Here is a 24,724-nt window from a genome sequence, read left to right on the forward strand (position 1 = left end):
TTCCGGACGCCGGGCCGTCGACGGTTGCGCGCGGCCTGCTGGGCGGGCCCGCCGACGGGGTGGCTGGCAACCGGCCGCCCGCCCGCTCCGGTACGCCGGCGCTGCCCCCGACCGGCTCGGTCCGGCGGGGAATGGCCGCGGGCTCGTGGCCCCGCAACCCGGACGGGGTTCCGGGCTCGTGGCCCAGTGACGCCGACACCGTGGGCGCGTCGCGGGGCGACCCGGATGGGGGCGCGTGGCCCGGCGAGCCCGATGGAACTGTGGGCTCGTCGCCCGGTGACCTCGGCACAGGCGTGGGCTCCCGGCCCGGCGACCCCGGCAGGGGCGTGGGTTCGTGGGCCGGCGACTCCGGCGCGGATCCCCGTCCGGGATCCGTGACTGCGGGCAACCGGCCCGACGGCGTCAACCGCCCAGCCGGGCCCGGTTCTCCAGCCGCCGGCAGGTTGCGCGGCGTCCCCGATCCGAGCGGCCGGCCGGGAGCCCCGACGCCGGACTCCCGGCCGGGACCGCCGCCCGCGCATTCCTCGCCGGGCGGGCCAGGGCACCACCGGTACCCACCGCCCGCGCGACGGGTCGGGCAGTCGGTCGACGACGTCGACCGGTCGCCGGGGTCTGGTGCCGGCGCTCAGCCGGGGCCGGCAACCTGGCGGATCCGGCCGGCGGTACCCGGCCCCGCCGCCGGATTCAGGAGCGACCTGTCGCAGACCGGGCAGGGCGACGGCGGCACCCGCTGGCACTCGGACGTGCCGCCCGCCGGTCCCGACGAGCCCCGCGTCGGCCGGGTCGACCAGTCCGGACCACCCACCGGCCAGGATCCGGCCGCATCCGTCGAGGGGACGACAGCCGATGGCCGAGCGCGCGCCGCCACGGACCCGGCGCACCGGCAATTCACGACCGGCGGAGACGACGTCGGTGCGTTCCGGTTCCCCGCCCCCTGGTCCGCTCCGACGGGAGCGCAAGCCGGCACCGCACCGCCGGCCGGTCTCTGGGCGGGCCGGGCGCGCGGGGCCGGACCGGATGAGCCCACCCGGACGGCCGAGCGCGCCACCGCACCGGCACGCACCGACTTCGACAGCGGATCCTGGTCCGCCGACCGGTGGCTGCCGGCACAGCCCGGCAAGGAGTGGCCCGACGCCGCCCCGGCACCCGACCCGTGGCCGGTCCTGCCGGACGGGCCGGCGGGCGGCACCGGGGGCGTACCCCCGACGGGAGCGACCACGACGGGGCCGGCGGGGCGGTGGGCCGGGGATCCGTGGCCGGCACTGCCCGACGACCCGGCGTGGCGGCCGGCCACCGGCGACGGTGACGGCGAGCGGCTGCGCTGCCTCGACCACGAGCAGCGGGGGGCCTGATGGAACGGGTGGCCTTCCTGGTGGACTCCTCCGGCGTCCGGGTGGACTGCCTGCTGAACCCGGAGACCGTGCAGGTGACCCGGCTGGCCGGGGTACGCCCGCGCGGCGCCGGCGACGGGCAGCTCACCGGCGCCGGGCTCGCCGACGACCCGCTGGTCTTCACCGGCGGCGGCCGCACCGAGCTGGTGCTCGATCTGCTCTTCGACACGGACCTGGTGGACGCGCCGACCCGCCCGGAGGACGTGCGGGCCCTGACCCGTCCACTGTGGATGTTGGCGGAGAACTCCGCCACCGCGCACGGCTGGCTGCGACCGCCGCTGGTCCGGCTGGTCTGGGGCAAGACCTGGAACGTGCCCGGCGTGATCGTCGCGATCGCCGAACGGTTCGACGCGTTCACCCTCACCGGCTCGCCCCGCCGGTCCTGGCTGCGGCTGAAGCTGGTGCGGGTGGCCGAGTCCGCCGACGAGGCCCAGGAGGGCTTCGACGAGGAGCTGGCCGCCGCCACCACTCCGGTGGCCGCGCCCGGTTCGGCGGTGGTGGCCGCCGGGGACGGCTCCGCCGTGCCCGGGTACTCCGGGGTCCGCTTCGACCTGCTCGCCCACGACGCGCTCGGCTCGCCGCTGCGGTGGCGGCTGCTCGCCGAGCACAACCGGATCACCGATCCGCTGACCGTGCCGGCCGGCACCGCCCTCGCGGTGCCCCCGCTGACCGCCGCCGCGACCACCCCGCCCCCTCCGGGAGGTGCCCCGTGACCGCCTGGCCGACCGTGCTGCTCGACGGGGTACCGCTGGACGGGCGCCGGCTCCGGTCGGTGCGGATCGCTGGGCGGCTGGACCAGCCGACCCAGTGCGAGATCGGCTACGCCGCCGGCCCCGGCCCCACCGCGCTGGACCTCGGCCCCGCCCCGGCGGTGCCGACCGGCGCGACCCTCGACGTCCGGCTGGACGACGCGCGCCTGTTCACCGGGGAGGTGACCTGCGTCGAGGTGGAGTATGCCGCCGACGGCGTCGCCCTGGTCCGGCTGCGTGGCTACCAGCCGCTGCACCGGCTGCGCAAGCGGCAGCAGTTGCGGGTGTTCGAGTCGTTGACCGCCGCCGACCTGGCCCGGGACCTCTGCGCGGAGGTCGGCCTCGACGTCGACGCCGAGGAGGACGGCCCGCGCCTGGAGCGGGTGCTCCAGCACCGGCACAGCGACCTCGACCTGCTGCTGGAGGTGGCCGGCCGGGCCGGGCTGCACCTCGCCGACGACGAGGACCGGCTGCGGCTGGTCACCCTGGACGGGCACAGCGAACCGGTCACCCTGACCCTCGGCCACACCCTGCACTCGCTGCGGATCGCGGCCAACCTGGACCGGGCCGCCGGGCAGAGCGCGGCGCTGGGCTGGCATCCGCAGCGCGCCGAGCCGATCAGCCAGCGGGCCGACGCGGCGCGCACCGGCCGGCGCATCCCGCTCGACCCGGACCCGGCCGCCGTCGGCGCGGACGGGGTACGCACCGCGGTGGACCAGCCCGGCCGCAGCGACGACGAGCTGGCCGCCATCGCCCAGGCCGGCCTGGACGCCCGGGTGGCCGCGCTGGTCACCGCCGAGGGAGTCGCCGAGGGCGACCCGGCGCTGCGGCCCGGCCGCCGCGTCGAGCTGGCCGGGGTCGCCGACCCGGTCGCCGGGGTGTACGTGCTGACCGAGGTGGTGCACACCATCGACGCCAACGGCCACCTGACCCGGTTCAGCACCGCCCCGCCGCCCGCCCCGGCACCCGCCCCGGTCGCCGGCGCGGTGGTCACCCTCGGCACGGTCACCGACGTCGACGACCCGGACCGGCTCGGCCGGGTCCGGCTCACCCTCCCCGCCTACGGGGACCTGGACGCCGGCTGGCTGGCCGTGCTCTGCCCCGGCGCCGGGGCCGGCAAGGGAATCGTGGCGCTGCCCGACCCGGAGGACACCGTGCTGGTGGCGCTGCCCGGGGGCGAGCCGGCCGCCGGGATCGTCCTCGGGTCGCTCTTCGGCGCCGTCGAGCCGTACGACGCGGGCATCGCCGACGGGCGGTCCGGCCGGTGGTCGGTGCGGACCGGCAGCGGCCAGACGATCGTGGTGGACGACGCGGCGCGCAGCCTGAAGCTCGCCACCGACGCCGGCAGCTTCCTGGAGCTGACGCCGGAGCTGACCACCCTGCACGCCGCCACCGACCTGGTGCTCTCCGCGCCGGGCCGGGCGATGGTGGTGCGGGCCCGCAGCGTCGACTTCCTGCACGCCGACACGACCGAGGACGCGCCGACCGCGCGGGAGCGGGCCGCCGCACTCGCCCGGCAGAGCTCAGGAGGCGGCTGATGCGCTGGATCCACCTGCAATCCGTGATCACCTGCGACCACGACGGGCGGGTGACCAACCGGGCGTCGCAGCGCTGGGTGAGTGTCACCGGCGTACCGGTGCTGGTCGACGACGACCCGCAGGGGCGGGACATCGTGGCCTGCCCGAACTACGGGCCGACGGTGAAGCCCTGCACGAAGACGCTGCCGGTGCGGGTCGGCTACAGCGACTGGCTGCGCGTCGACGGGCACCGGATCGTCCTGTCGCACCTGGACGGGCTCACCGACGGCACCCCGCCGGGCCTGGTCCACCACACCGTCCGTGACCCGCGGCAGACTCTGGTGGAGGCGGACCGATGAGGGCGTTCCGCTTCGTGGGCGCCGGCTTCGACGCCGGCCGCACCGGTGGTCTGGCACTGACCGCGGCCGGCGGGCTCGCGATGACCGAGGGCGACGAGACGGTACGCCAGGCGCTGTACCTGCTGCTCTCCACCACCCCGGGCGAGCGGCTGATGCGCCCCGGGTACGGCTCCCGGCTGCACCGGCTGGTCTTCGCGCCCAACGACGACACCACCGCCGGCCTGGCCATCCACTACGTCCGGCAGGCGATCCGGCGCTGGGAGCCGCGCGTCGAGGTGATCGACGTCGACGCCGGACCGGACCCGGACGACCCGTGGCGGCTGGTGATCCGGCTCGACTACCGGGTCCGGGCCAGCCTCTCCCCCGGCCAGCTGGTCTTCTCCGTCGACCTGCTCCCCGACGACGAGGAGACCGACGGGCCGGCCCGCGACCACGCCGAGGGGAACCCGTCATGACGCTGCCCGTGCCGCACCTCGACGACCGCGACTTCCTCGACCTCGTCGCCGAGGCCCGGGAGCGGATCCGGCAGTCCTGCCCGGCCTGGACGGACCTGTCCGCGCACGACCCGGGAATCGCCCTGGTGGAGGCGTTCGCGCACCTCACCGAGGTGATGATCTACCGGCTGAACCAGCTGCCGGAGAAGGCGTACGTGCAGTTCCTCAACCTGCTCGGGGTGGCCCGGCACGCCCCGTCGGCGGCCTGGGCGGACGTGCGGTTCACCCGTACCGGCGGCGAGCACGGCGCGGTGCGCATCCCCGCCGGCGCCCGGGTCGCCGCGGCGCGCGGCGCCGACCCGAGACCAGTCGTCTTCGTCACCACCGAGCCGGCGACGCTGCCCGCCGGGCAGGCCGAGGTGACCGTGCGGATGCACCACTGCGAGCCGGTCGAGGCGGAACTGCTCGGCACCGGCACCGGGCAGCCGGGGCAGGCGCTGCGCGCCGCCCGGGCGCCGCTGGCCCGGACGGCGGAACCGCTGGACCTGCTGCTGGGGGTGGAGGTGCCGCCGGGCTCGGTGGAGCTGGGCGCGGCCGCCCGGGAGCACGAGGGACGGACGTACGAGATCTGGCGGCCGGTGGACAGCTTCGCCGGGGTCGGCCCGCAGGCCAAGGTGTACCTGGTGGACCGCTGCTCCGGGGTGGTCACCTTCGCCCCCGCCCTGGACCTGCGCCCGTCCGGCGACGGGCCGGCCGGGGCGGCGGCGACCGGCGCGGCCGGCTCCGGACTGGTGACGGTGGCCGCGGTGCCGCCGGCCGGGGCGGGGATCCGGCTCTGGTACCGGGCCGGCGGCGGGCGCACCGGCAACGTCGCCGCCGGCACGCTGACCAGCCTGCGCGACCCGCTGCCCGGGGTACGGGCGGACAACCCGGAGCCGGCCAGCGGCGGGCGGGACATGGAGACGCTGGACTCGGCGCTGGTCCGCGGGCCGTACGAGTTCTTCGCCCAGCAGCGGGCGGTGACCGCCCGGGACTTCGAGATCCTCGCCGCCGGCTCCGGGGCGGTGGCTCGGGCGCGGGCCTTCACCCGGGCCGCGGTCTACAGCTTCGCCCGGCCGGGCGAGGTCGAGGTGGTGCTGGTGCCGTACGTGCCGGACGAGGCCCGGCCCGGCGGCCGGCTGCCGGTGTCGGTGCTGCGCGAGCACGAGGTGGAGGAGGCGCGCCGCCGGGTCGAGGCGGACCTGGACCAGCGCCGCGCCCTCGGCACGAGCTGCCGGGCCGGTTGGGCCCGCTACAAGGCGGTCTCCATCCGGGCCCGGGTGGTGGTGCGCCGGGAGGAGGACGTCGAGGCGGTGCGGCGGCGCATCCACGACCGGCTGCACCAGACGCTGAGCCCGCTGCCCACCACGCTGAACCCGGCCGGCTGGGCGTTCGGCGAGCCGCTGCGGGCCTCCAACGTGTACCGGATGCTGGAGCACGCCGAGCCGGGCGTGCGCTACGTGGAGTCGGTCCGGTTCGTGGTCGACGAGGCCCCCGACGCCGAGGTACGCACCCTCGCCGTCGACCAGTACCAGGCCCGCACCTGGTACGCGGGCCGTGGCGAGGTGCTGTTCCGCTCCACCAACGCCGGTGCGGGCTGGGAGCCGGCCGGCCGGTTCGAGGGCGAGACGGTGGTGCGGGTGTCCCCCGCCCCCGCCCCGGTACGCCCCGGCGTGACCGCCCGCCCCGGCTCGGTGGCGGCGGTGACCGTCCGGGCCGCCGGTGGCTCCCGGGTGCACCTGAGCACCGACCTCGGCGAGAACTGGTCGCTCCTGACCGACCTGGACTCCCGCATCTCCGACGTGGCCTGGATCGACCGGGACGGCGCGGGCGCGCTGCTGCTGGCCACCGACACCGGCCTGTACGAGGTCTCCCTGCTGCCCGGCTCGGTGCCGTTGCAGATCCTGGTCGACCCGGCCGACGCCGACCGTGGCTTCTACGCCGTGCGCGCCTTCGTCTCGGAGCGGGGCGCGCCCGGGGTGGCGGTCGCCGCGCAGGCCGGGTTCGGCGTCTACCTCTCCACCGCCGCCGGCCGCCCGGGCAGCTTCACCCACGTCGGCCTGGCCAACGTGGACAACCGCGTTCTCGCCGTGCAGTACGACGGCCCGGCCACCCTGCTCTGGTCGGGCGCGGGCGAGCCGGACCCGAAGAAGCCCGGGCAGGGCTGCCACCGCACCCGGCTGTTCGAGTCGGACGTGAAGTGGCAGGCGGTGCAGGCCGGCTGGATCGGCGGCACCTGCCGCGACCTGGCCTTCGCCGGCACCCTCGCGCTGGCGGCCACCCAGAGCGGCGGGGTGGTGCGACTGGACACCCTCGCCGCGCAGCCGCAGTGGCAGCCGGTGATGGTCAACTGCGGGCTGCCGCTGCGGGACCGGTCCCGGTTCGTACCGGTCGACGCGATCGCCGCCACCGGCGGCACCGACCGGCTGATCCTGGCCGGCGGCGAGCGCGGGGTGTACCGCAGCGGCGACGCCGTGGACTGGTCGCCCAGCGCCAACCAGGCCACCGCCGACGTGGTGACCGTCCCCGACACCTGGCTGCTCTGCTCCGGCGAGCACGACATCGAGGTGGTGCGGCAGGATGCGCCGAGCGGCGATTGAGCGGCTGCTGCCCGCCGCGTACCAGCGGGCCAGCGTCCCCGGCAGCGTGCTGTTCGCGCTGCTGGAGGTGATGGAGGCGCTGCACGCCCCGGACGAGGCGGTGCTCGCCGACGTCGACGCGCTGTTCGCCCCGTACCGGGCGCCGGACGGGTTCGTCGGGTACCTGACCCGGTGGGTGGCGATGGACCACGTGCTCGCCTCGCCCCGCCCGGACGCGCCGCCGGCGCTGCCGGTGGGGCGGCTGCGGGACCTGGTGGCGCACGGCGCGCACCTGGCTCGCTGGCGGGGCACCCCGTACGGGATGCGGAGCGCCCTGGAGCTGGCCACCGGGGTGATCGGGTTCGTCCTGGACGAACCGGTCGACCGGCCCTTCCACCTGGTGGTCCGGGTGCCGCCGGCCGCCGCCGGCTCGCTCGCCCTGATCAGCCGGATCGTGGCGGCGGAGAAGCCGGCCGCGGTGACCGCCGAGGTCGTCCTGCTCGGCGACACCGACCCCGTCGACCCGCCGGCCGACCCCGAACCGCCCGTCGACCCGTCGCCGCTGCCCACCGGGCCGGCGGTCGGCCGGGCCTCCGTCCCGCCCCCACGCACCCTTCCACCTCCGGGACCGTCCGCAGAGGAGCCGTCATGACCACCGAATGGGCCGTCGTCGCCGCCGCCGAGCAGTTCACCCTCGACACCGGCAACCACGGCGAACTCACCTTCACCGTCTCGAACCCCGGCGCGGCCCCGGACACGGTGGTCTTCGACGTCGCCCCCGGGGAGGGCACCCAGCGGTCCTGGTTCACCGTCGCCGAGCCGCAGCGGGTGGTGCCGGGTCAGGGCTCGGTCTCCTTCCTGGTCCGGCTCGCCGTGCCGCCCGGCACCGCGCCCCGCCGCTACGACATGACCGGCTTCGCCTACTCGGCGAACACCGCGCCGGAGGAGAGTTCCCGCTCCAGCGGCCGGGTGACGTACGAGGTCCGCGCCGTCGCCCCGCCCCGCCGCGCCCCCTGGCCGTGGATCGCCGCGGCCGTGGCGCTGGTGGTGCTGGTCGGGGCGGTGGTGGGCTGGCTGGTGACCCGACCGGAGGACGCGCCCGCCCCGGACGAGCCGCAGGTGGTCACGCTGGAGGCGGAGAGCCTGGTGGCGCAGGCGAAGGTGGAGTCGCCGACCGGCGCCGCGGCAAAGGTGGTGGTCCAGCCGAACTGCTGCGGGGTCACCTGGTCGCAGGACCGGCAGCTGTTCTTCCAGGGCCTGGCGGTCGGCGACCAGGTCACGATGACCGTCGACCTGCCGAAGGACGCGGTCTGGCGGTTCTCCGCCGCCCGCACCACCTCGTTCGACTACGCCAACACCATCTTCCAGATCGACGGCGTCCAGGTCGGCGGGACCTTCCTCGGCTTCACCCCGAAGGTGGTCCGCACCGACTTCGAGGACGTCGGCACGCTGCGGCTCGGCAAGGGGCCGCACCAGGTGACCCTGGTGGCGGTGAGCAAGACGCAGGCCTTCGAGCGGTACTTCGCCGGGATCGATCAGATCCGGTTCACCGAGGTCGGCGGGGCGGCGGCGGCCCGGCGATGAGCGGGCGACGCAAGCTGCTGCTGGTGGGGCTGGCCGTCCTGCTGGTGGTGCTCTTCGCGGTGGCCGTGGGCACGGGTCGGGGCGACCGGGGCGGCCCGGACGACGACGGCGCCATCCGCTGGCTGGGCCGGCTGGTCGGCGACAGCGCCACTGTCGATCCGGCGACGGTGCGGGCCGGCTGTGACCGTACCGGGGACACCCTCACCGTGGTCGGCGCCTGCGTGCTGCACGTCGCCGACCCGGACGGGCTGCGCACCCTGGTGCTGCGCAGCCCGGGCCGGTTCCAGGTCACCGCGCCGGCGCCCCGGGACGCGGGCTTCACCTTAAACGACGAGGTGGAGCCGGCCGAGGACGGCACGGCCGTGGCGAATGTCGCCGTCGACCGGGCCAGCGAGATCACCGTCGGCTGTGCGGGAGGTGTGGCGTGCGCGGTCACGATCGGATCCTGACCCTGAGGCCGTCGTCGGGCCGTGGCGGCCGGTCCGGCATCGCGGCGGCCTCGACAGCGAACGCCGCGCCGGGCCCGACGACGGTCGGCCGAAGCCTCCTGCCGTGGCTCGGCCCGACCCGCGAGGAGGCCCGTCGTGGGTGAGCTGCGCAAGCCGTTCCTGCTGCTGGCGTTGCTGGCCGTGGCGCTGGTGGTCGGGGTGGAGCTGGGCTCGTCGCTGCTCACCGGCGGCGGGGACGCGGGCGGCTCGCTGCGGGCCAGCGCGCAGGACCTGGGGGTGGACGTCGGCGAGGTGGGCCGGGTCGACGAGCCCTCCGGTCGGGGCACCGGCTATCTGGCGCTGATCGACGTGGTGGCGCTCTGGACCACGGGGCTGTTCTGCCTGAGCCTGGTGGTGCCGGACCGGGTCCAGGGGCGGGTGCAGGGCGTGGCGACGCTGGTCTTCTCGATCGTGCTGATCCTGGTGTCGCTGCTGATGCTGGTGCTCGCCTTCGTGGAGCTGTCCATCATGGTCTCGCTCTTCCTGGCCGCGCCCTTCGGCACGCTGGCGTACCTGGCGCTGTGGGGTTTCTTCCCGGTCGGCGAGGCGAGCCTGCTGCTCGGCCTGGTGCTGCTGCTCAAGCTGGTCTGGGTGGCGCTGCTGCTGCTCGCCCAGCCCCGCTTCCTGCAGAACAAGGGGCTGGTGCTGCTGGCGCTGACCACGCTGCTCTGCACGGTGCTGCTGGAGTTCCTGCACAACCTGGTGCCGGTCGTCGTGGTGAGCATCCTCGACGACGTGGGCGCGCTGGTCTTCGCGGTGGTCGCGATCGTCTGGGGCCTGGTCCTCCTGATCGGCTCGATCCCCGCCATCGTCAAGGCCGTCCGGGTGACCGCCGCCCTCCCCACCCGCTGACCCGGCTCGCCACCAGCGGCCCGCCGCCCCTCGATCGCGTCGGCGCGATCGTGGAGGGTTGTTGTCGCAGGGACGACAACAACCCTCCACGATCCCGACTGCCGACCCCGCGGCGCGGGAACGGGGGGTGAGGGGATCAGACGAGGTGGGTGCGGTGGGCGGTGATGGCGGCGGCGAGGATCTCGGGTCCGGGGCGGGACCAGAGGTCGGCCGGAAGACCTCCACCTCGACCGGGCCGGTGTAGCCGGCCGCGTCGACCGCCTGCCACAGCCGGCGCAGCTCGACGCAGCCCTCCCCCGGCAGGGCCCGGCCGAGCAGCACCCCCTCGGGCAGCGGGGTCACCCAGTCCGCCACCTGGAACGCGGCGATCCGCGCGCCGACGCGGGCGATCTGCTCGTGCACGGCTCAGGCAGGCGCTTTCCTAGCAGTCGTAGGCGGCCGCCCGCAGCACAGGCAAGGGCTTTCCTGACACCCGTACGGTAGCCTGTGCCCGACCGCGGGACGCGGGACCGAGGCGGGCAGGGGGTGGCCATTGGCGACGCTGGCCGACGTCGCCCGCCGTGCGGGCGTCTCCCCCGCCACCGCCTCCCGGGTCATCAACGGCAGCAGCAAGCCGGTCGCCGACGAGCTGCGCGAGCGCGTGCTGCGGGCCGTCGCCGACCTCCGGTACGTCCCGAACGCGCACGCCCAGCTGCTGGCCCGGCCGCAGCGCAGCGTGGTCGGCGTGGTGGTGCACGACGTCTCCGACCCGTACTCCGCCGAGGTGACCCGGGGCCTGCAACGGGTGGCCACCGACCGGGGCCGGCTGGTCATCATCTGCAACAGCTACCGCGACCCGGAGCGCGAGCTGGAGTACGTCGAGATGCTGCGGGGCCAGCAGGTCGCCGCCATCGTGCTGGCCGGCTCGGGCTACCACGACCCCGCCTTCACCGCCCGGCTCACCGAGAAGCTGGCCGCGTACGAGGCGACCGGCGGCCGGGTGGCGGTGATCGGCCGGCACGAGCACCCCGGCGACGCGGTGATGCCGGCCAACGCCGACGGCGCGCGCCGGCTCGGCGCGGAGCTGCGCCGGCTGGGGCACCACCGGGTCGGCGTGATCGCCGGTCCCCGGGAGCTCACCACCACCAGCGACCGCCTCGGCGGGGTGGCCGAGGGGCTCGGTGCCGCGCTGCCGCCGGAACGGGTCCGGTACGCCGACTTCACCCGCGACGGCGGAGCCCGTGCCGCCGACGAGCTGCTGGCGGCGGTGCCGGGGCTGACCGCGCTGGCCGCGCTCAACGACTCGATGGCGGTGGGCGCGCTGACCCTGCTGCGCGCCCGGGGCGTCCGGGTCCCCGAGGAGGTCTCCGTCGTCGGCTTCGACGACATGCCGGTGGCCGCCGACGTCACGCCCGCGCTGACCACCGTCCGGCTGCCCCTGGTGGAACTGGGCGCCCGCGCGATGACCCTGGCCCTGGAACCGGCCGTCGACCGTCCCCGGGTCGAGGTGCTTCCCGCCGAACTCGTCCGCCGCGACAGTCTCGGCCCAGCCCCCGCCTGACCGTCCTCGCTCGAACCGCAGCTCCGGCAGCGGGCTGGCGACCGACGTCATGCGCGCTCCCTTCCTGGTCGTGGGTTACGGGCGCGGCCGGGCGGACCGGTCCCCGCGCGTCGAGGTCCAGCTCCGCCCACTTTCGGGCGGGCAGGTCGAGCAGCCGGTCGACCGGTGCCGGGGCGCCTCGAGAGTGCCGTCGGCGACCAGCACCTGGTGCCGGCCGTACCGCCGCCCGGCACCGTGGCCGGCTCACACCCGGGAGGCGCTGCGGGGCTGGCTGGCCGGACTCGGGGTGGGTGCGTCGGACGTCGAGGCGGTGCTGATCGCAGTCGGGGAGGCCTGCGCCAACGCCATCGAGCACGGCTACGGCGTGGACGGCGGGGAGCGGGGCCGGGGCCGGCTGATCATGGCCCGGCTGATGGACGAGGCGGTCATCGACGGCACACCGCACGGGACGGTCGTGCGGTTGGTCAAGCGGCTCTCCGGCACCGCCTGAGCGGTCGCGTACGCGACGCCCGGGTCGGGCCGGTAGTGAAGATCGGCTATAAGTGGTGCATGGAGTTCCCGCCGTACCTCGCCACCATGCCGATGCACGCGATCACCGAGATCCACGGCGAACCCGGCCTGCTGGAACGGTTCCGGCTGGAGATCCGGGCGTTCGACCCGGCCGCGCGGGAGCGGCTCGGCGCCGCCCTCGACCTCGCCGCCGAGTTGCACCGCGACGATCGGCGGGTGCGCGAGCCGTACCTCAACCACCTGCTGCGGGTGGCGATCCGGATGATGCACCACTACCAGGTGCGCGACGTGGACGTGATTGTCGCCGGCCTGCTGCACGACGCGGTGGAGGACCATCCGGGCGAGCTGGCTGGCACCGACGTCGCCGACCCGACGGCGGCGGCGCTGGCCACGCTGGCCGCGCGCTTCGGCCCGCGGGTCGCCCGGCTGGTCGCCGCGGTCACCAACCCGGAGTACGACCCCGACCGCGACCGCAACGCCCAGTACCGGGAGCACGTGGCGGCCAGCCTGGACCGGGAGCCCTGGGCGCGGGTGATCAAGGTGTCCGACTTCACGGACAACGGGGTGGGCGTGGTCTACACCATCGGTCCGAAGGTGGCCCGGTCGGCGGCGAAGTACCGGCCGCTGGTGCCCGTCTTCCGCGACCTGATCAGCCGGCCCGACACCCCGCTGTCGGCGCCGGTGAAGCGACACATCTTCGCCCAGCTCGACCTGGCCGAGGAGCGGTTCAGCGCGATCCTCGACCAGCCCAACTGAGCCCGGTCCGGACCCGGCGGCCCAGCGCGGGCAGCCGGTCGCCGGTGGTGCGCAGGACGAGCCGGAACGGGTACCGGCCGTGCGACCACACGTCGTCGCAGAGCCGGAGCAGGGTGGCGAGCTGCGCGGGCGGCTCGTCGGCGAGGAGTTGCTCGGCGTCATCGACGCGCAGGGCGAGCGGGCCGGCGTCGTCTCGGTCGAGCAGGCAGTCGGCCAGCGCGTCCCAGTTGCGCCCGAACCACTCGGGCAGGTCGAGGACCTGCGCGAGCAGCCCGAACAGGTCCGCGCGGCTGCGGGCGTCGGCGCCCGGCACGACGACCGTGCCGGCGGTCGGGTCGGCGATGGGGTCGGCGGTCAGCTCCAGCCACGGTGGCAGGTCGGGCGCGTCCATCCGGTCATCCTCCCCGCTCCGGTCGGGCCGGCCGGTACCGGCCCGACCACTGCCGGCTCAGAGCCGGTAGAAGTTCGCGTAGTGGTCCGGCGAGAACCAGGTGACCCCGGTGCTCCGGTTGACCACGATCCGGTACGCGTCCCGGGAGGCCCCGTACGCCCGGGGGTAGACGTCGTACTCGTGGTAGGTGGCGTTGGCGGGGAGCTGGCCCTCCCGGTTGTAGAACTGGCCGCCGGCGAAGTTGTAGAGGCCGCCGCTCCAGGTGTACCAGCCCCGGCTGGTCGGGAAGCCCTTGGCGGCCCAGCCGGACCGGGCGGTGCGGGCGTCCGCGCAGCGGGTCATCGTGCACGAGCTGTAGACCGCGGCGGACGCGGCGTCGGTGAGCGCCGGGGTCACTACGGACGGGCCGACGAGCGCCCCGGCGACCATGGCGGTGAGCAGGGCGAACGTGCCGACCAGGCGGCGCAGGCGGGTGAGCGGGGCGGGCGGGGTCACAAGAGTGGTCAACGAGCCCTCCGGATCACTAGGCATCGATCGATGTCGAGCCCCAGTGTCCGACCCGGCGGGCTCGCGCGGGAAGTCCCGGTGCCCGAATTCGTCCACAACGGTCGATGACATCCCGGTGCCGCCGTCCGGTGGAGCGTCGGCGCGATCTTGGCTGCTTCCCTGGGGATGGCACGATGTCCGGCATGGACTGGATGCCGTTGCTGAGCACGGGAGCGGGCGCCATCATCGCGCTCTCCGGCAGCTTCCTGGTCGACCTGCGGCGGGAACGGGACACCCGGGACCGGGACCGGGACCTCGACCGGTGGCGCACCTGCATCGACTTCGCGCTCGCCCTGGGCACCGCGCACAGCATGCTGCGCAACACCGCCGCCGGTGATCGCGCCGCGACCACCCGGGCGATGAGCGAGTCCGGGGCGTACCAGGAACGGGAACGGCTGTTGATGTCCGGCACGCCGGAGCTGGTGGTGGCGGGCGAGGACGCGTTCCACCGGCTCGTCGACATGCAGCGGCTGATCCGCACCGGTGCGGATCTGCGCACCGCCGAGGGGCACGAGGCGTACCACCGGTTCGCCGAGAAGCTGTGGACGTTCCGGATGGCGGTGCGCCGGCACTTCGGGCACCGGGCGATCGATCCGGGGACGCTGGACCGCAAGGACTGGTCCGAGCGCAACGAGTGCGTGTACTGCGGCGCCGCCGCCTAGCGGGTGCTTGCCACCGCGCGCCAGCACCCTGCTGCGGAGAGCCCCGGCCCCGACCGGCAGATCAGAGATAGGCGAACCGTACGGGTTCCTTGAGGACCGCGGCGGCTGCCTCGACGTCCGCGAGCCGCACAGCAAGCGTTGCGGCAGCCAGGCGCGGCGGTAGGGCGGCGCTGAACTTGAGCCCGGCGAGCGCCTTCTCAGTCACGTCAGGCAGGCAGATCCGCTGGTCGACGTCTGCCGTCGCGACGCGCCACATCTCCCGATCCAGATCGGAGCGGAGTCGGATGCTGGCGTCGTCGTACCGCTGCGTCGGGTCAGCGAGATCGCTCAGGGTGGCGATCAGGGTCGCGTTGGCCCGGAAACCGGCCCAGGTCCACCAGCGGACCTCGCCCTCTCTGTCCCGAACCACCACGGAGCCCCCCGGGTGCACCGTGGCGGTTGCGTCATCGCGAAGTGCCGCCAGCCTCGTCGTGGCGCGAGCGGTGAGCGCGACCTTCGGGTCGGCGCCGACGAGCACATCCCGCATGGCCCGGGTCATCCGGTACGACAGGCCCTGCGGTGAGGCTCCGCTCATCCACAACGCCTTGCCACCACCGTCCGCCGGCTCGACGAAGCAGCGGCGCCGCTTCCAGTCGATGTGGGTGACCCGCCAACTGCGTCCGCCGAGCAGGAGCAGGCGGGGTCCCTGCACCTTCGCGGTCAGCAGGGCCGGATCTGTCCGGCCGATCTCGGCACGCCCCGAGAGCACGGTGAACTCCGGTGGTGCGGTGAAGACCGCGAGCATGTCCATGAAGTGGCGCCGTCCGAACCGCAGTTCGGCTTCCGGGCCGATGAACAGCATGCCGGAGTCCGAGTCGAGGAATCCGTGCTCAACCAAGTGGCGCACGATGACCTCGGCACTCCTGTCGAACGGTGGAAGTCCGTTCCACTCCTCCGGCCACAGTTGGTCACCCACCCGGTGCCGCTGAAGCGACAGGGCGAGCACCTGCTGGGCCACGATGTGCCGCGGCTCAGGCGGCGGCACGACGGCCTCGATCCAGCCCTCCTGCCACAGGTTGAGCAACCCGGCCGCGTGCAGCAGTCCGTCACCGTCGAGAGCGAGGAACAGGCAGTTACGGACACTGCCCGGTCGCCGACCGGTCCGACCAATGCGCTGCAGGAAGGCGGCGACACTGCGTGGGGCGCCGATCTGGATGACTCGGTCCAGGTCGCCGACGTCGATGCCCAGTTCCAACGTGCTGGTCGCCACGATGACGCAGTCGCGTTCCTGCGCGAACGCCTCCTCGGCGCGCCGTCTCTCCTCGACGGAGAGCGACGCGTGGGAGAGGAACGTCTTCACCTGCATCTCGCGCAGCTTCTGACCGAGTTCCTCCACCAACGCCCGCGATTCGCAGAACACCAGGCGCTTCTCGCCCCGATGCAGCGTCGCAATCACCTTGGCGGCGTTGTGCACCGAACCGACGTAGTCCAGTTCCACCTCGCCGGGCGGTGCGGACGCGGTGGCGACAGCGACCGGTGACACCACGCGGGCTGGCCGACGAGCTCGGCCGGAGCCCTGCAGCCAGCTCAACAGCTCGTCCGGGTTGCCGACGGTCGCGGATAGCCCGACCCGCTGGACGGGCCGACCCGCCACCCGGCTGAGCCGTTCCAGTACGGCCAGCAGGTGCCAGCCGCGGTCGTCGCCGGCGAACGCGTGCACCTCGTCCACCACGACCGTACGGAGGTGGCGGAAGAACTCACCCTCGTCCACGGCGGCGCTGACCAGCATCGACTCCAACGACTCGGGTGTGGTCAACAGCACGTCGGGACGCTCGCGCAGGATCGTCCGACGGCGCCCCATCGTGGTGTCCCCGTGCCACAGCGCGGCTCGGCGGCCCAGCCAACCGGTGTACGTCTCCAACCTCGGCAGGAGGTTGTTGAGCAGCGCCTTGAGCGGGCAGATGTAGAGCACAGTCGTGCCCGACCAGTTCTCCTGCGCCATCCGTGACAGCAGCGGGAACACCGCTGCCTCGGTCTTGCCCCCGGCCGTCGGCGCGAGCAGCAGGGCGTCGTCCCCGTCGAGCAGTGGCTGGACAGCGGCCTCCTGCAGTGGGCGCAGTCCAGGCCACTGCAGCGAGTTCACCACGTGGTGCAGCACGACCGGGTGGAGCAGGTCCGCGCCGGCCATCAGCGGTCCGCGGAGAGATCGAGCGATATCTCGTCGGCCCTGGTCGCGTTGCGCTCGACGTCGGTCATCTCCGCGTCCGACATGGTCAGGGCGTAATGCTCACGCGGATTGAAGTCGCCGAACTGGTCGACCCGGTCGAGCACCTCCCCGACCAGCTTCTTGAGGAACAGGCGCGGGGCCACCCCCACCTTGCCGCCCAGCCCACCGGCCACGGCCTGCGCCAACTGGCCGAGGTACGCGTCGTCGACCAGCGCACGCACCCGGTCCGGCGCGGTGGCGCCGTCTGCGTAGAGGTCCCGCACCCGGCCGCCGAGTTCGACCAAAGAGTCGACGGTGAAGCCGGCGAGCCGGATCTGCACCGCCCGAGGGTTGTCGAACCGGGCGTCGGTGGTGAAGTCGACCGCAAGTCGCTGGGCCAACGGGGCGAGCCGCTGCACGCCCTGCGGCCCGTCGTAGAACGCCGGCGTGCCGGTGATGACGAGGTAGAGCCCGGGAAAGCGCCCGGAGTGCACCTCGTCGATGAGCTGGCGCAGCGCGTTGAGCGCCTTGTCCCGCGCGTCCGAGCGGACCCGTTGCAGCGTCTCCACCTCGTCGAGGACCAGCAGCAGCCCCGGATGGCCGCTGTCGCGCAGCACCGCGAGCAGGCCCTGCAGGAAGCTCAGCGCCGCGAAGTGGTCGAGGTCGCCCCGTACCCCGGCGACCCGGCGGGCGGACGCGGCGACGTGCGGCTGTCCGCCCAGCCAGGCCAGCACCGCGTCGGCGGTCGCCTGGTCACCGGCGAGCGCGGCGGTCCGATATCCGCGGAGCGCGGCGGCGAAGGCTGGGGCGGTGCGGTTGACCGCGGCGAGCCGCTGGTCGAGCAGGACTCCGACCGCCCGGTCGAGGGCGTCCGCGTCCTCGGCCGCCACGTCCCCCGCCGCGAGGACGTCCTCCTCCAACGCGTAGAACCAGCCGTCCACCACGGGTCGCAGGGCGCTTGGCGGGAAGGTCGAGGTGGTGAGCCGCTCAGTCAACCTCCGGTACACCGTCTCGAGCTTGTGCAGCGGGGTCTCGTTCTCGGAGACCTGCACCTCGGCGGTGGCGAAGTTGGCGCGCTTCGCCCGCTCGGCGATCCAGCGGGTGAAGAAGGTCTTGCCGGAGCCGTACTCACCCCGGACGGCCTTGAACACCGAACCGCCTGCGGTGACGGTGTCGAGGTCCTCCCCCACCGCGACTGTGAACCGGTCGAGCCCGACGGCGAAGAGGTCTAGGCCCGCCGACGGGACGGCACCCCGGCGCAACGCGTCGATGACCTCTCGCCGCCGCGCCGGGCTGACGGCGGTCACGGCGCACCCCCCGGCGGGCCGAACTGCGTCCGCAGCAACGCGATGTCCAGCTTGACCGTGCGCCCCTCGTCGATCTGCGACAGCACCGGATAGTTGTCGACGTTGAAGATCCGCTGCAGGGTGTTGACGAATCCACCCACCCGTCCGGGCAGCTCACCGGCCCGCTGGCCGACCACGGCCAACGGCAGCACGCCCTTGGCGTCGACGAGCGCACGCAACGCCGCCTCGATCTTCTTGCGGTCCACCTTGCGCGGGGTCAGGCCGTGCTGCGCCTCGAACAGCTCGGTGGCTAGCACCGCGGCCACCAGATCGCCGTCTCCAACCGGCGGTGCCGCGGCGGGGGCGCTGGGTGCCTCCGGTACGTCGAACAGCGCGTCTCCGGTGACGGCAGGCGCCTTGCGGCGCGGCCGGGGTGCGGGCCCCGGAGCCGTAGGGGCAGCCGGAACCGGAGCGGGCGCGGACGCCTCCCACCAGTCCGGTCGGCTGCTCTCGACGGGAGCCCAGCCGGCCGGGGGCTGCGTCGCGTTCGGCATCAGGTACGCCAGCAGCGGGATGGTGACCTCGGCGAGTGAGGCGCCGCCGTGGTAGCCGGCCTTGCTGGGGCGGTAGCGCAGCATCGGGTCCCACAGCGCGATGATCCGTTTGCCGTCGGCCACCACCCGGGGGCCGGTCAGCTCCACCTCCCCGGGGGCGGTCGGGCCGGGTCCGGTGCGGTGCCGGGCGGAGGCGGCGTCGGTGGCCTTGACGTGCTGCCCACCCCGCTCCAGCACGTGCCCGTGGTCGCTGGTGATGACGACGGCGCGTCCGGAGGAGCGGGCCTGGTCGAGCAGGCTGCGCAGGAAGCCGAGGTCGTCGAGCTGCCAGCCGGGTTCGTCGCCTTCGCGGCCGTGGGTCAGCGACTCGTCCACCGTGTTGATCACGACGGCCACCACGGGCGCCGTGCCGGCCACCTCGTCGGCCAGTTCGCCCGCGTACGCCCAGCCGGCCCCACCCTTGGCCGGCCCCTTGTGGAAGATCCGGGAACCCTTGCCCCACCGACCGTCGGCGAAGAGCTTCTTCTCGTGGGCCTGGTTGCCTTCGCGGAGAGCGCCGCCGAAGAGCGAGGTCCGGGACACCGCGGTCAGGGTGGGCAGGGCGGCCACGACCCCCCGTCGGCGGCCCGAGGCGGCACCGGCGAGCGGGTCGTACTCGACCCAGTGCTGGGACAGCTCGTCGGCGAGCTGCACGGCGACGGCGGCGCTCATCCCGTCGAGCACGACGAGCAGCACCGGCCGGTCGGCCTTGACCAGCGGGTCGATGACTCGGGGCAGCAGGTTCTCCACGGTGAGCAGGCCACCGTCGTTGCCGGGGCCGGCGGTCGCCCACGCCGCGAGACGCCCGGCGAACGCCTGATCCAGGTCCCGCCGCCGCTGCTGCGCCCGGTCGTGGATCTCCCGGAACGCGGCCTGCAGTTCCGGGTTGGCGTCGTCGCCGGCCCAGACCTGGTTGAGCGCCACGTCGACCCAGCCCCACTGGCCGATCTGCTGGTCCACCCCGTCGGCCACACTCGCCGGCGGCTCCTGCTCGGTGCCGAGCCACCGCACGAGCCGCTGGCCCATCCGGATCCGGTTGACCCGGGTGGCTTCCACGTCAGCCAGCCGGTGCCCGGCCAGCGCGTCGACCGCGCCGTCAAGCGCGCGGTCGGCCGGGTCACGGAGCGCGGCCCGCAGCGCCTGCGCGGCGGCGGTGACACGTCGGGCGAAGCCGGTGCGGAGGATCGGGCTGTGGCTAGCGCTGGCCGTCGCGTTGAACTGGATGAGGAGTTCCTCGGCCCGGTCCAGCACCGCGTTTCCCTGCAGCCGCGTCTGCCGCTCGCGAGCGGTCAGCATCGCGCCCACCAGCTGCACCGCCGCTGCGGCGAAGCCCTGCACGGTGGCATCGTCGTTGAGGTTGCCGAAGTACTGGTCGATCCGCCCCTGCGCCCGCACCGCCTCCGCACTGTCCGTGGTCCACAGCGCGTCGCACACGAGACCGAGTGGTAGGGCGTCCGCGCCGTGGCCGGCGTCGATGAGGGCGAAGAGCGCCCGGGCCGGCCGGCCGAGCTGCTCGACCAGCCACCCGGCCAGGCCGTCCCGCTCCTCCTGCCCGAGCAGCGCGTACGCGTCGACGGCCGACGGCTCGGCGCTCCAGCGCAGCAGGGCCGCCACGTCGAGGTCGTCCGGGCTCCCGCCGCGGCGGTCCAGTCCCAGGCGTACGGCGGCAAGGTGCCGCAACGCCACGTCGCGCGTCAGCACCGCGGTGGTCAGCTTCGGCCATCCCGCCGGCGGCATGGCGTCGAGCAGGGCCGGGCCGGCCCAGCGTTCCCGCTCCAGCGCGCTGTCGGGCAGTTGGGCGCCGAAGGCGTCCACGACCAGGTCCCAGGGCTCGATGGTGTGGACCTTCTGCCGGAAGATCCGGCTGCGTACCCCGTGCCCGAGATCGGACTCCGGGATGTCGGTGAGCAGCACCAGCACCTCGTCGCCGCGGTCGGCGACGAGGTGCTCCCAGATGGCCAGCGGGGACACGCACGGCACGACCCGGACCTGGCGTCCGTCGGGCAACAGGAACGCCGGGTCGTGCGGCCAGGCGGGCTCGGCGCGCACGACCATCACCGGGTACGCCTCACCGTTGCGGTGCCGACCGAGCTGCTGCGCCGCCTTCTGGGCCAGGGCTACCGGGTTGATCCGCAGCGCCTGGGCTGGTGCGGGTGCCTGAGTCACGGCACGATTCTCCAGGTCACCTCGATGGTCGCGTCGCCCTGGTCAGCGGCGAAGGCGCGCAGCTGCTCCACAGCTCGGTCGAGGTCGCCGGCCGGCACCGAGATCCGCCCGCTCGGCTGGTCGACGACGACCTCAGGAACCCGGGGAGTGTCCTGGTCGATCGGGCGGCGCGGATGGACGATGTCGGCCGGGTCGTCGTCGCGGCCGGGCACGTACACGACGTCCGGCTTTCGGGTGGCGCGGCGGATCAGGGCGGTGGAGTCGGTCTGGGCGCGGCGCAGGGCCGGGGCGAGCGGGGCGGTCAGCTCGTCGGCCTGAGCCACCCGGCGCAGCTCGCCGAGGATTGCCGCCGCCTCGACCGCATACGGCTCGGGCAGCCCGGCGACGATCTCGAAGGTGTCCCAGGGCGCGGCGGCGAGCGCAGCCGAAACCTGGGCGGCGCTCATGATGCTCTTACCGGTCCGGTCGGCCGGGCCGGCGAGTTCAGCACGGGCGAGCCGTTCGACGGTCTCCACTGCCGACCGCCCGTTGGCCAACGCCTCCAGCAGGTCGGCGGCGGCGCGGGCGGTGGCCAGCCGTCCGTTGCCGGACTCCTTGTCGATTGCCAGCCAGGTCGCGTGCTGGTCCAAGCGGGCGACCAGCCCGTGGGCGGCCTCCCGGTGGCGGGCCGCCTGGGTCGTGAGGTCGCGGCCGAAGAGTGCCACCAGCCGGCCTCGGCGCAGGTCAAGCGGTTGGACGCCGAAGATGGCAGCGGAGCGGGTCCGCGCCGACTGCCAGTCCTCCTCGCTGGGCAGCCGCTCCTCGCGGAGCGTGTAATCCGCGGTGATCTTTCCCAGCTCCGGAGCCGGGATCACCTCGCTGCCGTGAAAGTAGAAGGCGCGGTCGGTCTGCTCGGCGAAGGTCGCCACGACGAGCTGCGCGACGATCGGGTCGAGGCCCCGGGGTTTCGGGTCGTCGATCCAGCGCAGCAGGTCGGCCACCCGCAGTTCACCGCTGATGCCCTCGCTGGCCGCCCGGTGCTGGAAGTGCTGGGCCCACTCCCCCTCGATGACGAACGCCGCCTCGTGCATGGTGCCCAGACCGAGGGGGTTGGCGATGCGGCGCACGGTCTGCCGGTGCGGACGGTCGACCTCGACGCGCCCCTCGGGCGACTCGACGGCCCGGCGGACGTGGTCGAGCACCACCTTGACGTCGGCAAGCCGGATCGGATCGCCCTTGCGGTCAGGGTCGAAGTCCGGGTGGGCCGGATACTGCTGGCCGAGCATCTGGTCGCCGATGCTGCGCAGGGCGTCGTTGAAGGTGGCGCCCATGGGCAGCTTGGGCTCCAGCGCCCGGGTCAGCGACTGGAGGTGGTCGTCGAAGCCGAGCACGACGTCGGTGGCCTGCTTGGCGGCCAGCCCGTACGCCTGGCGGAGCACCGCCTGCATCTTCGACAGCAGGGCGCTGCGCTGGTTGGTCAGCGCGGCGTGCGCGCGGCGCCGGTCGTCGGGGTTGAGGTGCTCGGCGTGGCTGTCGAAGCGCTGGCCTTCGAGCAGCTTGTCGATGATGACCAGCTTGCCCAGCTCGGTGAGGCGTTCCACGGTGAGGGCCGCCGGGATCCAGCACACGGTGCGGGAGGTGGTCCGGCTGATGAGGTCCTGCACCCGCTGCCGGTCGTCGGCCGGTCCGTGACTGCCGTCGTCGAACGGATAGTCGATGATCATCCGCCAGCCGGCCGGGTCGTTCGGGTGGAACGCCTCGTCGCGGATGTCGTTCGCGTCGCGCACGTTGCCGTAGACCAGCTCGATGACGCGGCGGCTGCCCCGCCAGTTCAGCCCCGCCTCGGCGAAGAACGAGTCGCTCCACTGCACGCCGAGCTGCTGCCAGAGCAACCGCTGGACGATGTGCTTGCGGGCGCCCTCGTTGTCGTAGTGCTTGGCGGTGGCGAGCACGCTGTCGACGTCCACGCCGACCAGCTCCAGCGACACCACCGGGTCGTCGCCCTCGCCGATGCGGACCTCAATGAACTGGCCGGCCCAGTCGGCGAGCTTGCGGTTGACCTGCGCGACTTCACCGCCGGGGATCGGGCTGGTGATGCTGCCGTGGTTGAGGGCGGAGAGACGACGGGCGGTGAGGTTCCGCAGCGCCGGGACGCTGGGTGCCAGGGCGGCCAGCAGCAGCGTCTTGACCAGGCGGTCGTCACCCGTGAAGGCGCGGATACGCCCAGTCGCCTCGGCGGGCAGCGCGTCCCCGCGGCGGGCGGCGTCGAGGTCGTCCTCGGTGAGGCCGTACTGGCCGAGGAGGTAGGGGCGCAGCTTCAGGTCGTAGAGCTTCTGGGCCATCTCGAACTCGGCCTTGAGCTTCTCGGTGAACGGCTGGTCGCCGCCGCCGCTGATCACGTCGTAGAGGTCGCCGAGCGGCACGAGCTGGCCGAGGCGCAGGGTCTCCCGCCGGTCCACCAGGAGCTGGCGCATCAGCTTCAGCGCGGTCCGGGAGCGCTGCAGCGCGCTGGAGACGTGCACGAGGGTGGAGAGGAACGCCGGGCTGAACGGGTACGTCGACCGGAAGGCGTCGATGTCGGCGCCGCTGCCGGAGTCGGTGCCGAGCAGGGTGTCGAACACCTCCCGCCGTACCTTGGTGGTGGCGTCGAAGGCCTTGCGGATCGCCTCGGCGGCCGTGGTGTCGAGGGGTTTGAGCAGGCGGCGGCGGGCGATCTCCGGGAGGTTGCGGTCCTCCAGCTTGATCACGTCGAACCGGCCGCTGGCCAGGTTGAGGGTGTCCTGGTAGCTCAGCTCGTTGGCGCCGGTGACCTCCTCGCCGACGAGTTCGCGCAGGTCACGCTGCCGGGCGATGAAGCTGATCACCGGGATGGGCCGGCGGGTGTCGCCGCCCTCGACGAAGTTGGTGATCTTCTGGATCTCGCGGGAGACGAACTGCTGGTCGCCGATCGAGTTGGCCAGCCAGAGGATCAGCTCGTCGAGGAAGAGGATCAGACCGTGGTAGCCGAGTTCCTTGGCGTGCCGGCTGATTTCGGTAAGCCCCCGGTCAAGCGAGACGAAGGCCTCGGCGTCCTCCCGGGCGTTGCTGAAGAAGCCCTTGTTCCAGCTGGTCAGCAGGTCGTTGACGAGCTTGCGGCGCAGCTCGTCGGAGTACGCGCCGGCGAACGCCTGGTCGAGGCGCTCGGGCGTCCAGGTCTCGGTCTCGCCCCACTCGTCCTCGGCGTCCCCGCCGGGGAGGCCGTCGATGAACTGCTTGTCGCCGATCTTCTCCCGCAGCGAGGCGGCCTGCTCCAGCAGCGCGTCGGTGCGGTGCACCGCCGGGATCGGCGCCTCGGGGTGCAGCGCGCGGACCCGGTCAACGTAGCCGCCGAGGACGCGCTGCTCCAGCGAGCGGGCGTCGAGCAGGTGGTACGGGATGAGCAGGAACTTTCGCCCGTCCAGCCAGACGCTGTGCTTGGCGACCAGCGGGGCCAGCTCGTCGCGGCCCCGGGCGGCTGCCTCGCCGCGCAGCAGCGCGTGCAGCACCGCCATGAAGTGCGACTTACCGGAACCGAAGGAGCCGTGCAGGTACGCGGCCTTGGAGGCGTGGCCCTCGACCGCGGAGCGGATCAGCCCGAGCGCCTCGTCGAAATTGCCGAGCAGCCCATCCGTGACAACGTAGTCGCGGAGGGTGGCATCGGCGTCGGCGACACTGTCGGAGAGCCTGAGCACGAAGTCGCTCACGCTCGTGCGCTCCGGGATGTCGATGAACTCCCGGAGCAGCGGCGCAGGGCTGGGCGAAGACATGCTGCATACCGTACCGATCACCGAACATGCCGTCATGACCCGAGCAGGTCGACGTGCGGCGAGGCCAAGACCTTTCCGATTCACGGCATTTGTCAGATTGTCTGGGTGTCACGCTTCGGAGGCGGCACGACGGCCGCGAAGGCGACGGCCTGCTTGTTAGCGTGGGTGAACACCTTCATCGACGCGTCAACGACGACGGGTTTCCCCTGTTGAGCGCGGTATCGCGCCCCCGGCTGCCAGGGGGACGACATGACGGACACCTCCAGCACCAGGCCGCCTGCTCGATGGCCCCAACGGGGGCTGCGTGGGCTGAAGCTGACCTGGAAGGCGACC

At 73.9% G+C, this 24,724-nt stretch carries 21 protein-coding genes; 14 read left to right on the top strand and 7 right to left on the bottom strand.

What is annotated here, in order from left to right:
• The first annotated feature begins 743 nt into the window (after positions 1-743).
• The 13 genes from ACTMS9_RS13190 to ACTMS9_RS13250 all read left to right on the top strand — a co-directional run bounded on the left by ACTMS9_RS13190 (position 744) and on the right by ACTMS9_RS13250 (position 12,798).
• Complete coding sequence (locus tag ACTMS9_RS13190) at positions 744-1,352, top strand: hypothetical protein (protein WP_441165030.1); 609 nt, start codon at positions 744-746, stop codon at positions 1,350-1,352.
• Entirely contained in the window at positions 1,352-2,104 is a 753-nt protein-coding gene (locus ACTMS9_RS13195) for a CIS tube protein (protein ID WP_441146118.1), read from the top strand. Before ACTMS9_RS13190 ends, ACTMS9_RS13195 begins: the two co-directional genes overlap by 1 nt.
• Positions 2,101-3,678 carry a phage baseplate assembly protein V gene (locus ACTMS9_RS13200; protein WP_441165031.1) on the top strand — a complete coding sequence of 526 codons (1,578 nt, stop codon included), beginning with the start codon at positions 2,101-2,103 and terminating at the stop codon, positions 3,676-3,678. The genes ACTMS9_RS13195 and ACTMS9_RS13200 overlap by 4 nt, the downstream gene beginning before the upstream one ends.
• Positions 3,678-4,016 (top strand): hypothetical protein, encoded by a 339-nt coding sequence (locus tag ACTMS9_RS13205; RefSeq protein ID WP_350799846.1) that lies wholly within the window; start codon positions 3,678-3,680, stop codon positions 4,014-4,016. The genes ACTMS9_RS13200 and ACTMS9_RS13205 overlap by 1 nt, the downstream gene beginning before the upstream one ends.
• A complete protein-coding gene (locus ACTMS9_RS13210; RefSeq protein ID WP_441165032.1) occupies positions 4,013-4,471 on the top strand; it encodes a GPW/gp25 family protein in 459 nt (152 codons plus the stop codon). Before ACTMS9_RS13205 ends, ACTMS9_RS13210 begins: the two co-directional genes overlap by 4 nt.
• On the top strand, positions 4,468-7,089 hold the full coding sequence (locus ACTMS9_RS13215; protein WP_441165033.1) for a putative baseplate assembly protein: 2,622 nt from the start codon (positions 4,468-4,470) through the stop codon (positions 7,087-7,089). The genes ACTMS9_RS13210 and ACTMS9_RS13215 overlap by 4 nt, the downstream gene beginning before the upstream one ends.
• Positions 7,070-7,720, top strand: coding sequence for a phage tail protein (locus ACTMS9_RS13220; RefSeq protein WP_441146123.1), 651 nt, complete (start codon positions 7,070-7,072; stop codon positions 7,718-7,720). Before ACTMS9_RS13215 ends, ACTMS9_RS13220 begins: the two co-directional genes overlap by 20 nt.
• Positions 7,717-8,652 carry a hypothetical protein gene (locus ACTMS9_RS13225; protein WP_441165034.1) on the top strand — a complete coding sequence of 312 codons (936 nt, stop codon included), beginning with the start codon at positions 7,717-7,719 and terminating at the stop codon, positions 8,650-8,652. Before ACTMS9_RS13220 ends, ACTMS9_RS13225 begins: the two co-directional genes overlap by 4 nt.
• Entirely contained in the window at positions 8,649-9,101 is a 453-nt protein-coding gene (locus ACTMS9_RS13230) for a hypothetical protein (RefSeq protein WP_441165035.1), read from the top strand. The genes ACTMS9_RS13225 and ACTMS9_RS13230 overlap by 4 nt, the downstream gene beginning before the upstream one ends.
• 135 nt (positions 9,102-9,236) lie before the next feature.
• Positions 9,237-9,992 (top strand): hypothetical protein, encoded by a 756-nt coding sequence (locus ACTMS9_RS13235; protein ID WP_441165036.1) that lies wholly within the window; start codon positions 9,237-9,239, stop codon positions 9,990-9,992.
• Between the two features lie 532 nt (positions 9,993-10,524).
• Positions 10,525-11,532 carry a LacI family DNA-binding transcriptional regulator gene (locus ACTMS9_RS13240; RefSeq protein WP_441165037.1) on the top strand — a complete coding sequence of 336 codons (1,008 nt, stop codon included), beginning with the start codon at positions 10,525-10,527 and terminating at the stop codon, positions 11,530-11,532.
• Positions 11,533-11,581: 49 nt separating this feature from the next.
• Entirely contained in the window at positions 11,582-12,022 is a 441-nt protein-coding gene (locus tag ACTMS9_RS13245) for an ATP-binding protein (protein WP_441165038.1), read from the top strand.
• A 59-nt stretch (positions 12,023-12,081) separates the two neighbouring features.
• The gene (locus ACTMS9_RS13250; RefSeq protein ID WP_357610744.1) at positions 12,082-12,798 is read left to right on the top strand and encodes an HD domain-containing protein; all 717 of its coding nucleotides are present in this window, start codon (positions 12,082-12,084) and stop codon (positions 12,796-12,798) included.
• Here the strand turns inward: ACTMS9_RS13250 and ACTMS9_RS13255 are convergent.
• Positions 12,770-13,189 carry a barstar family protein gene (locus ACTMS9_RS13255; RefSeq protein ID WP_441165039.1) on the bottom strand — a complete coding sequence of 140 codons (420 nt, stop codon included), beginning with the start codon at positions 13,187-13,189 and terminating at the stop codon, positions 12,770-12,772. The genes ACTMS9_RS13250 and ACTMS9_RS13255 overlap by 29 nt on opposite strands.
• A gap of 57 nt (positions 13,190-13,246) precedes the next feature.
• Complete coding sequence (locus ACTMS9_RS13260; protein WP_441146803.1) at positions 13,247-13,684, bottom strand: ribonuclease domain-containing protein; 438 nt, start codon at positions 13,682-13,684, stop codon at positions 13,247-13,249.
• A 194-nt stretch (positions 13,685-13,878) separates the two neighbouring features.
• Between ACTMS9_RS13260 and ACTMS9_RS13265 the strand changes: the two genes are divergently transcribed.
• The gene (locus ACTMS9_RS13265) at positions 13,879-14,397 is read left to right on the top strand and encodes a hypothetical protein (protein WP_441165040.1); all 519 of its coding nucleotides are present in this window, start codon (positions 13,879-13,881) and stop codon (positions 14,395-14,397) included.
• Positions 14,398-14,458: 61 nt separating this feature from the next.
• On the opposite strand, the gene ACTMS9_RS13270 is transcribed toward ACTMS9_RS13265, so the two are convergent.
• The 5 genes from ACTMS9_RS13270 to ACTMS9_RS13290 form a co-directional block, all read right to left on the bottom strand.
• Positions 14,459-16,564: a DEAD/DEAH box helicase gene (locus ACTMS9_RS13270; protein WP_441165041.1), complete on the bottom strand. Its 2,106-nt coding sequence runs from the start codon at positions 16,562-16,564 to the stop codon at positions 14,459-14,461.
• Complete coding sequence (brxD, locus tag ACTMS9_RS13275; RefSeq protein WP_441165042.1) at positions 16,564-17,889, bottom strand: BREX system ATP-binding protein BrxD; 1,326 nt, start codon at positions 17,887-17,889, stop codon at positions 16,564-16,566. Before brxD ends, ACTMS9_RS13270 begins: the two co-directional genes overlap by 1 nt.
• Entirely contained in the window at positions 17,886-20,627 is a 2,742-nt protein-coding gene (gene pglZ, locus ACTMS9_RS13280) for a BREX-2 system phosphatase PglZ (protein WP_441165043.1), read from the bottom strand. The genes brxD and pglZ overlap by 4 nt, the downstream gene beginning before the upstream one ends.
• Complete coding sequence (pglY, locus tag ACTMS9_RS13285; protein ID WP_441165044.1) at positions 20,624-24,391, bottom strand: BREX-2 system ATPase PglY; 3,768 nt, start codon at positions 24,389-24,391, stop codon at positions 20,624-20,626. The genes pglZ and pglY overlap by 4 nt, the downstream gene beginning before the upstream one ends.
• Before the next feature lie 92 nt (positions 24,392-24,483).
• Entirely contained in the window at positions 24,484-24,660 is a 177-nt protein-coding gene (locus tag ACTMS9_RS13290; protein WP_441165045.1) for a hypothetical protein, read from the bottom strand.
• Positions 24,661-24,724: the final 64 nt, after the last annotated feature.

It is taken from the genome of Micromonospora sp. L31 (assembly GCF_052068075.1).
In the GTDB taxonomy this organism is placed as follows: Bacteria; Actinomycetota; Actinomycetes; order Mycobacteriales; family Micromonosporaceae; genus Micromonospora; species Micromonospora purpureochromogenes.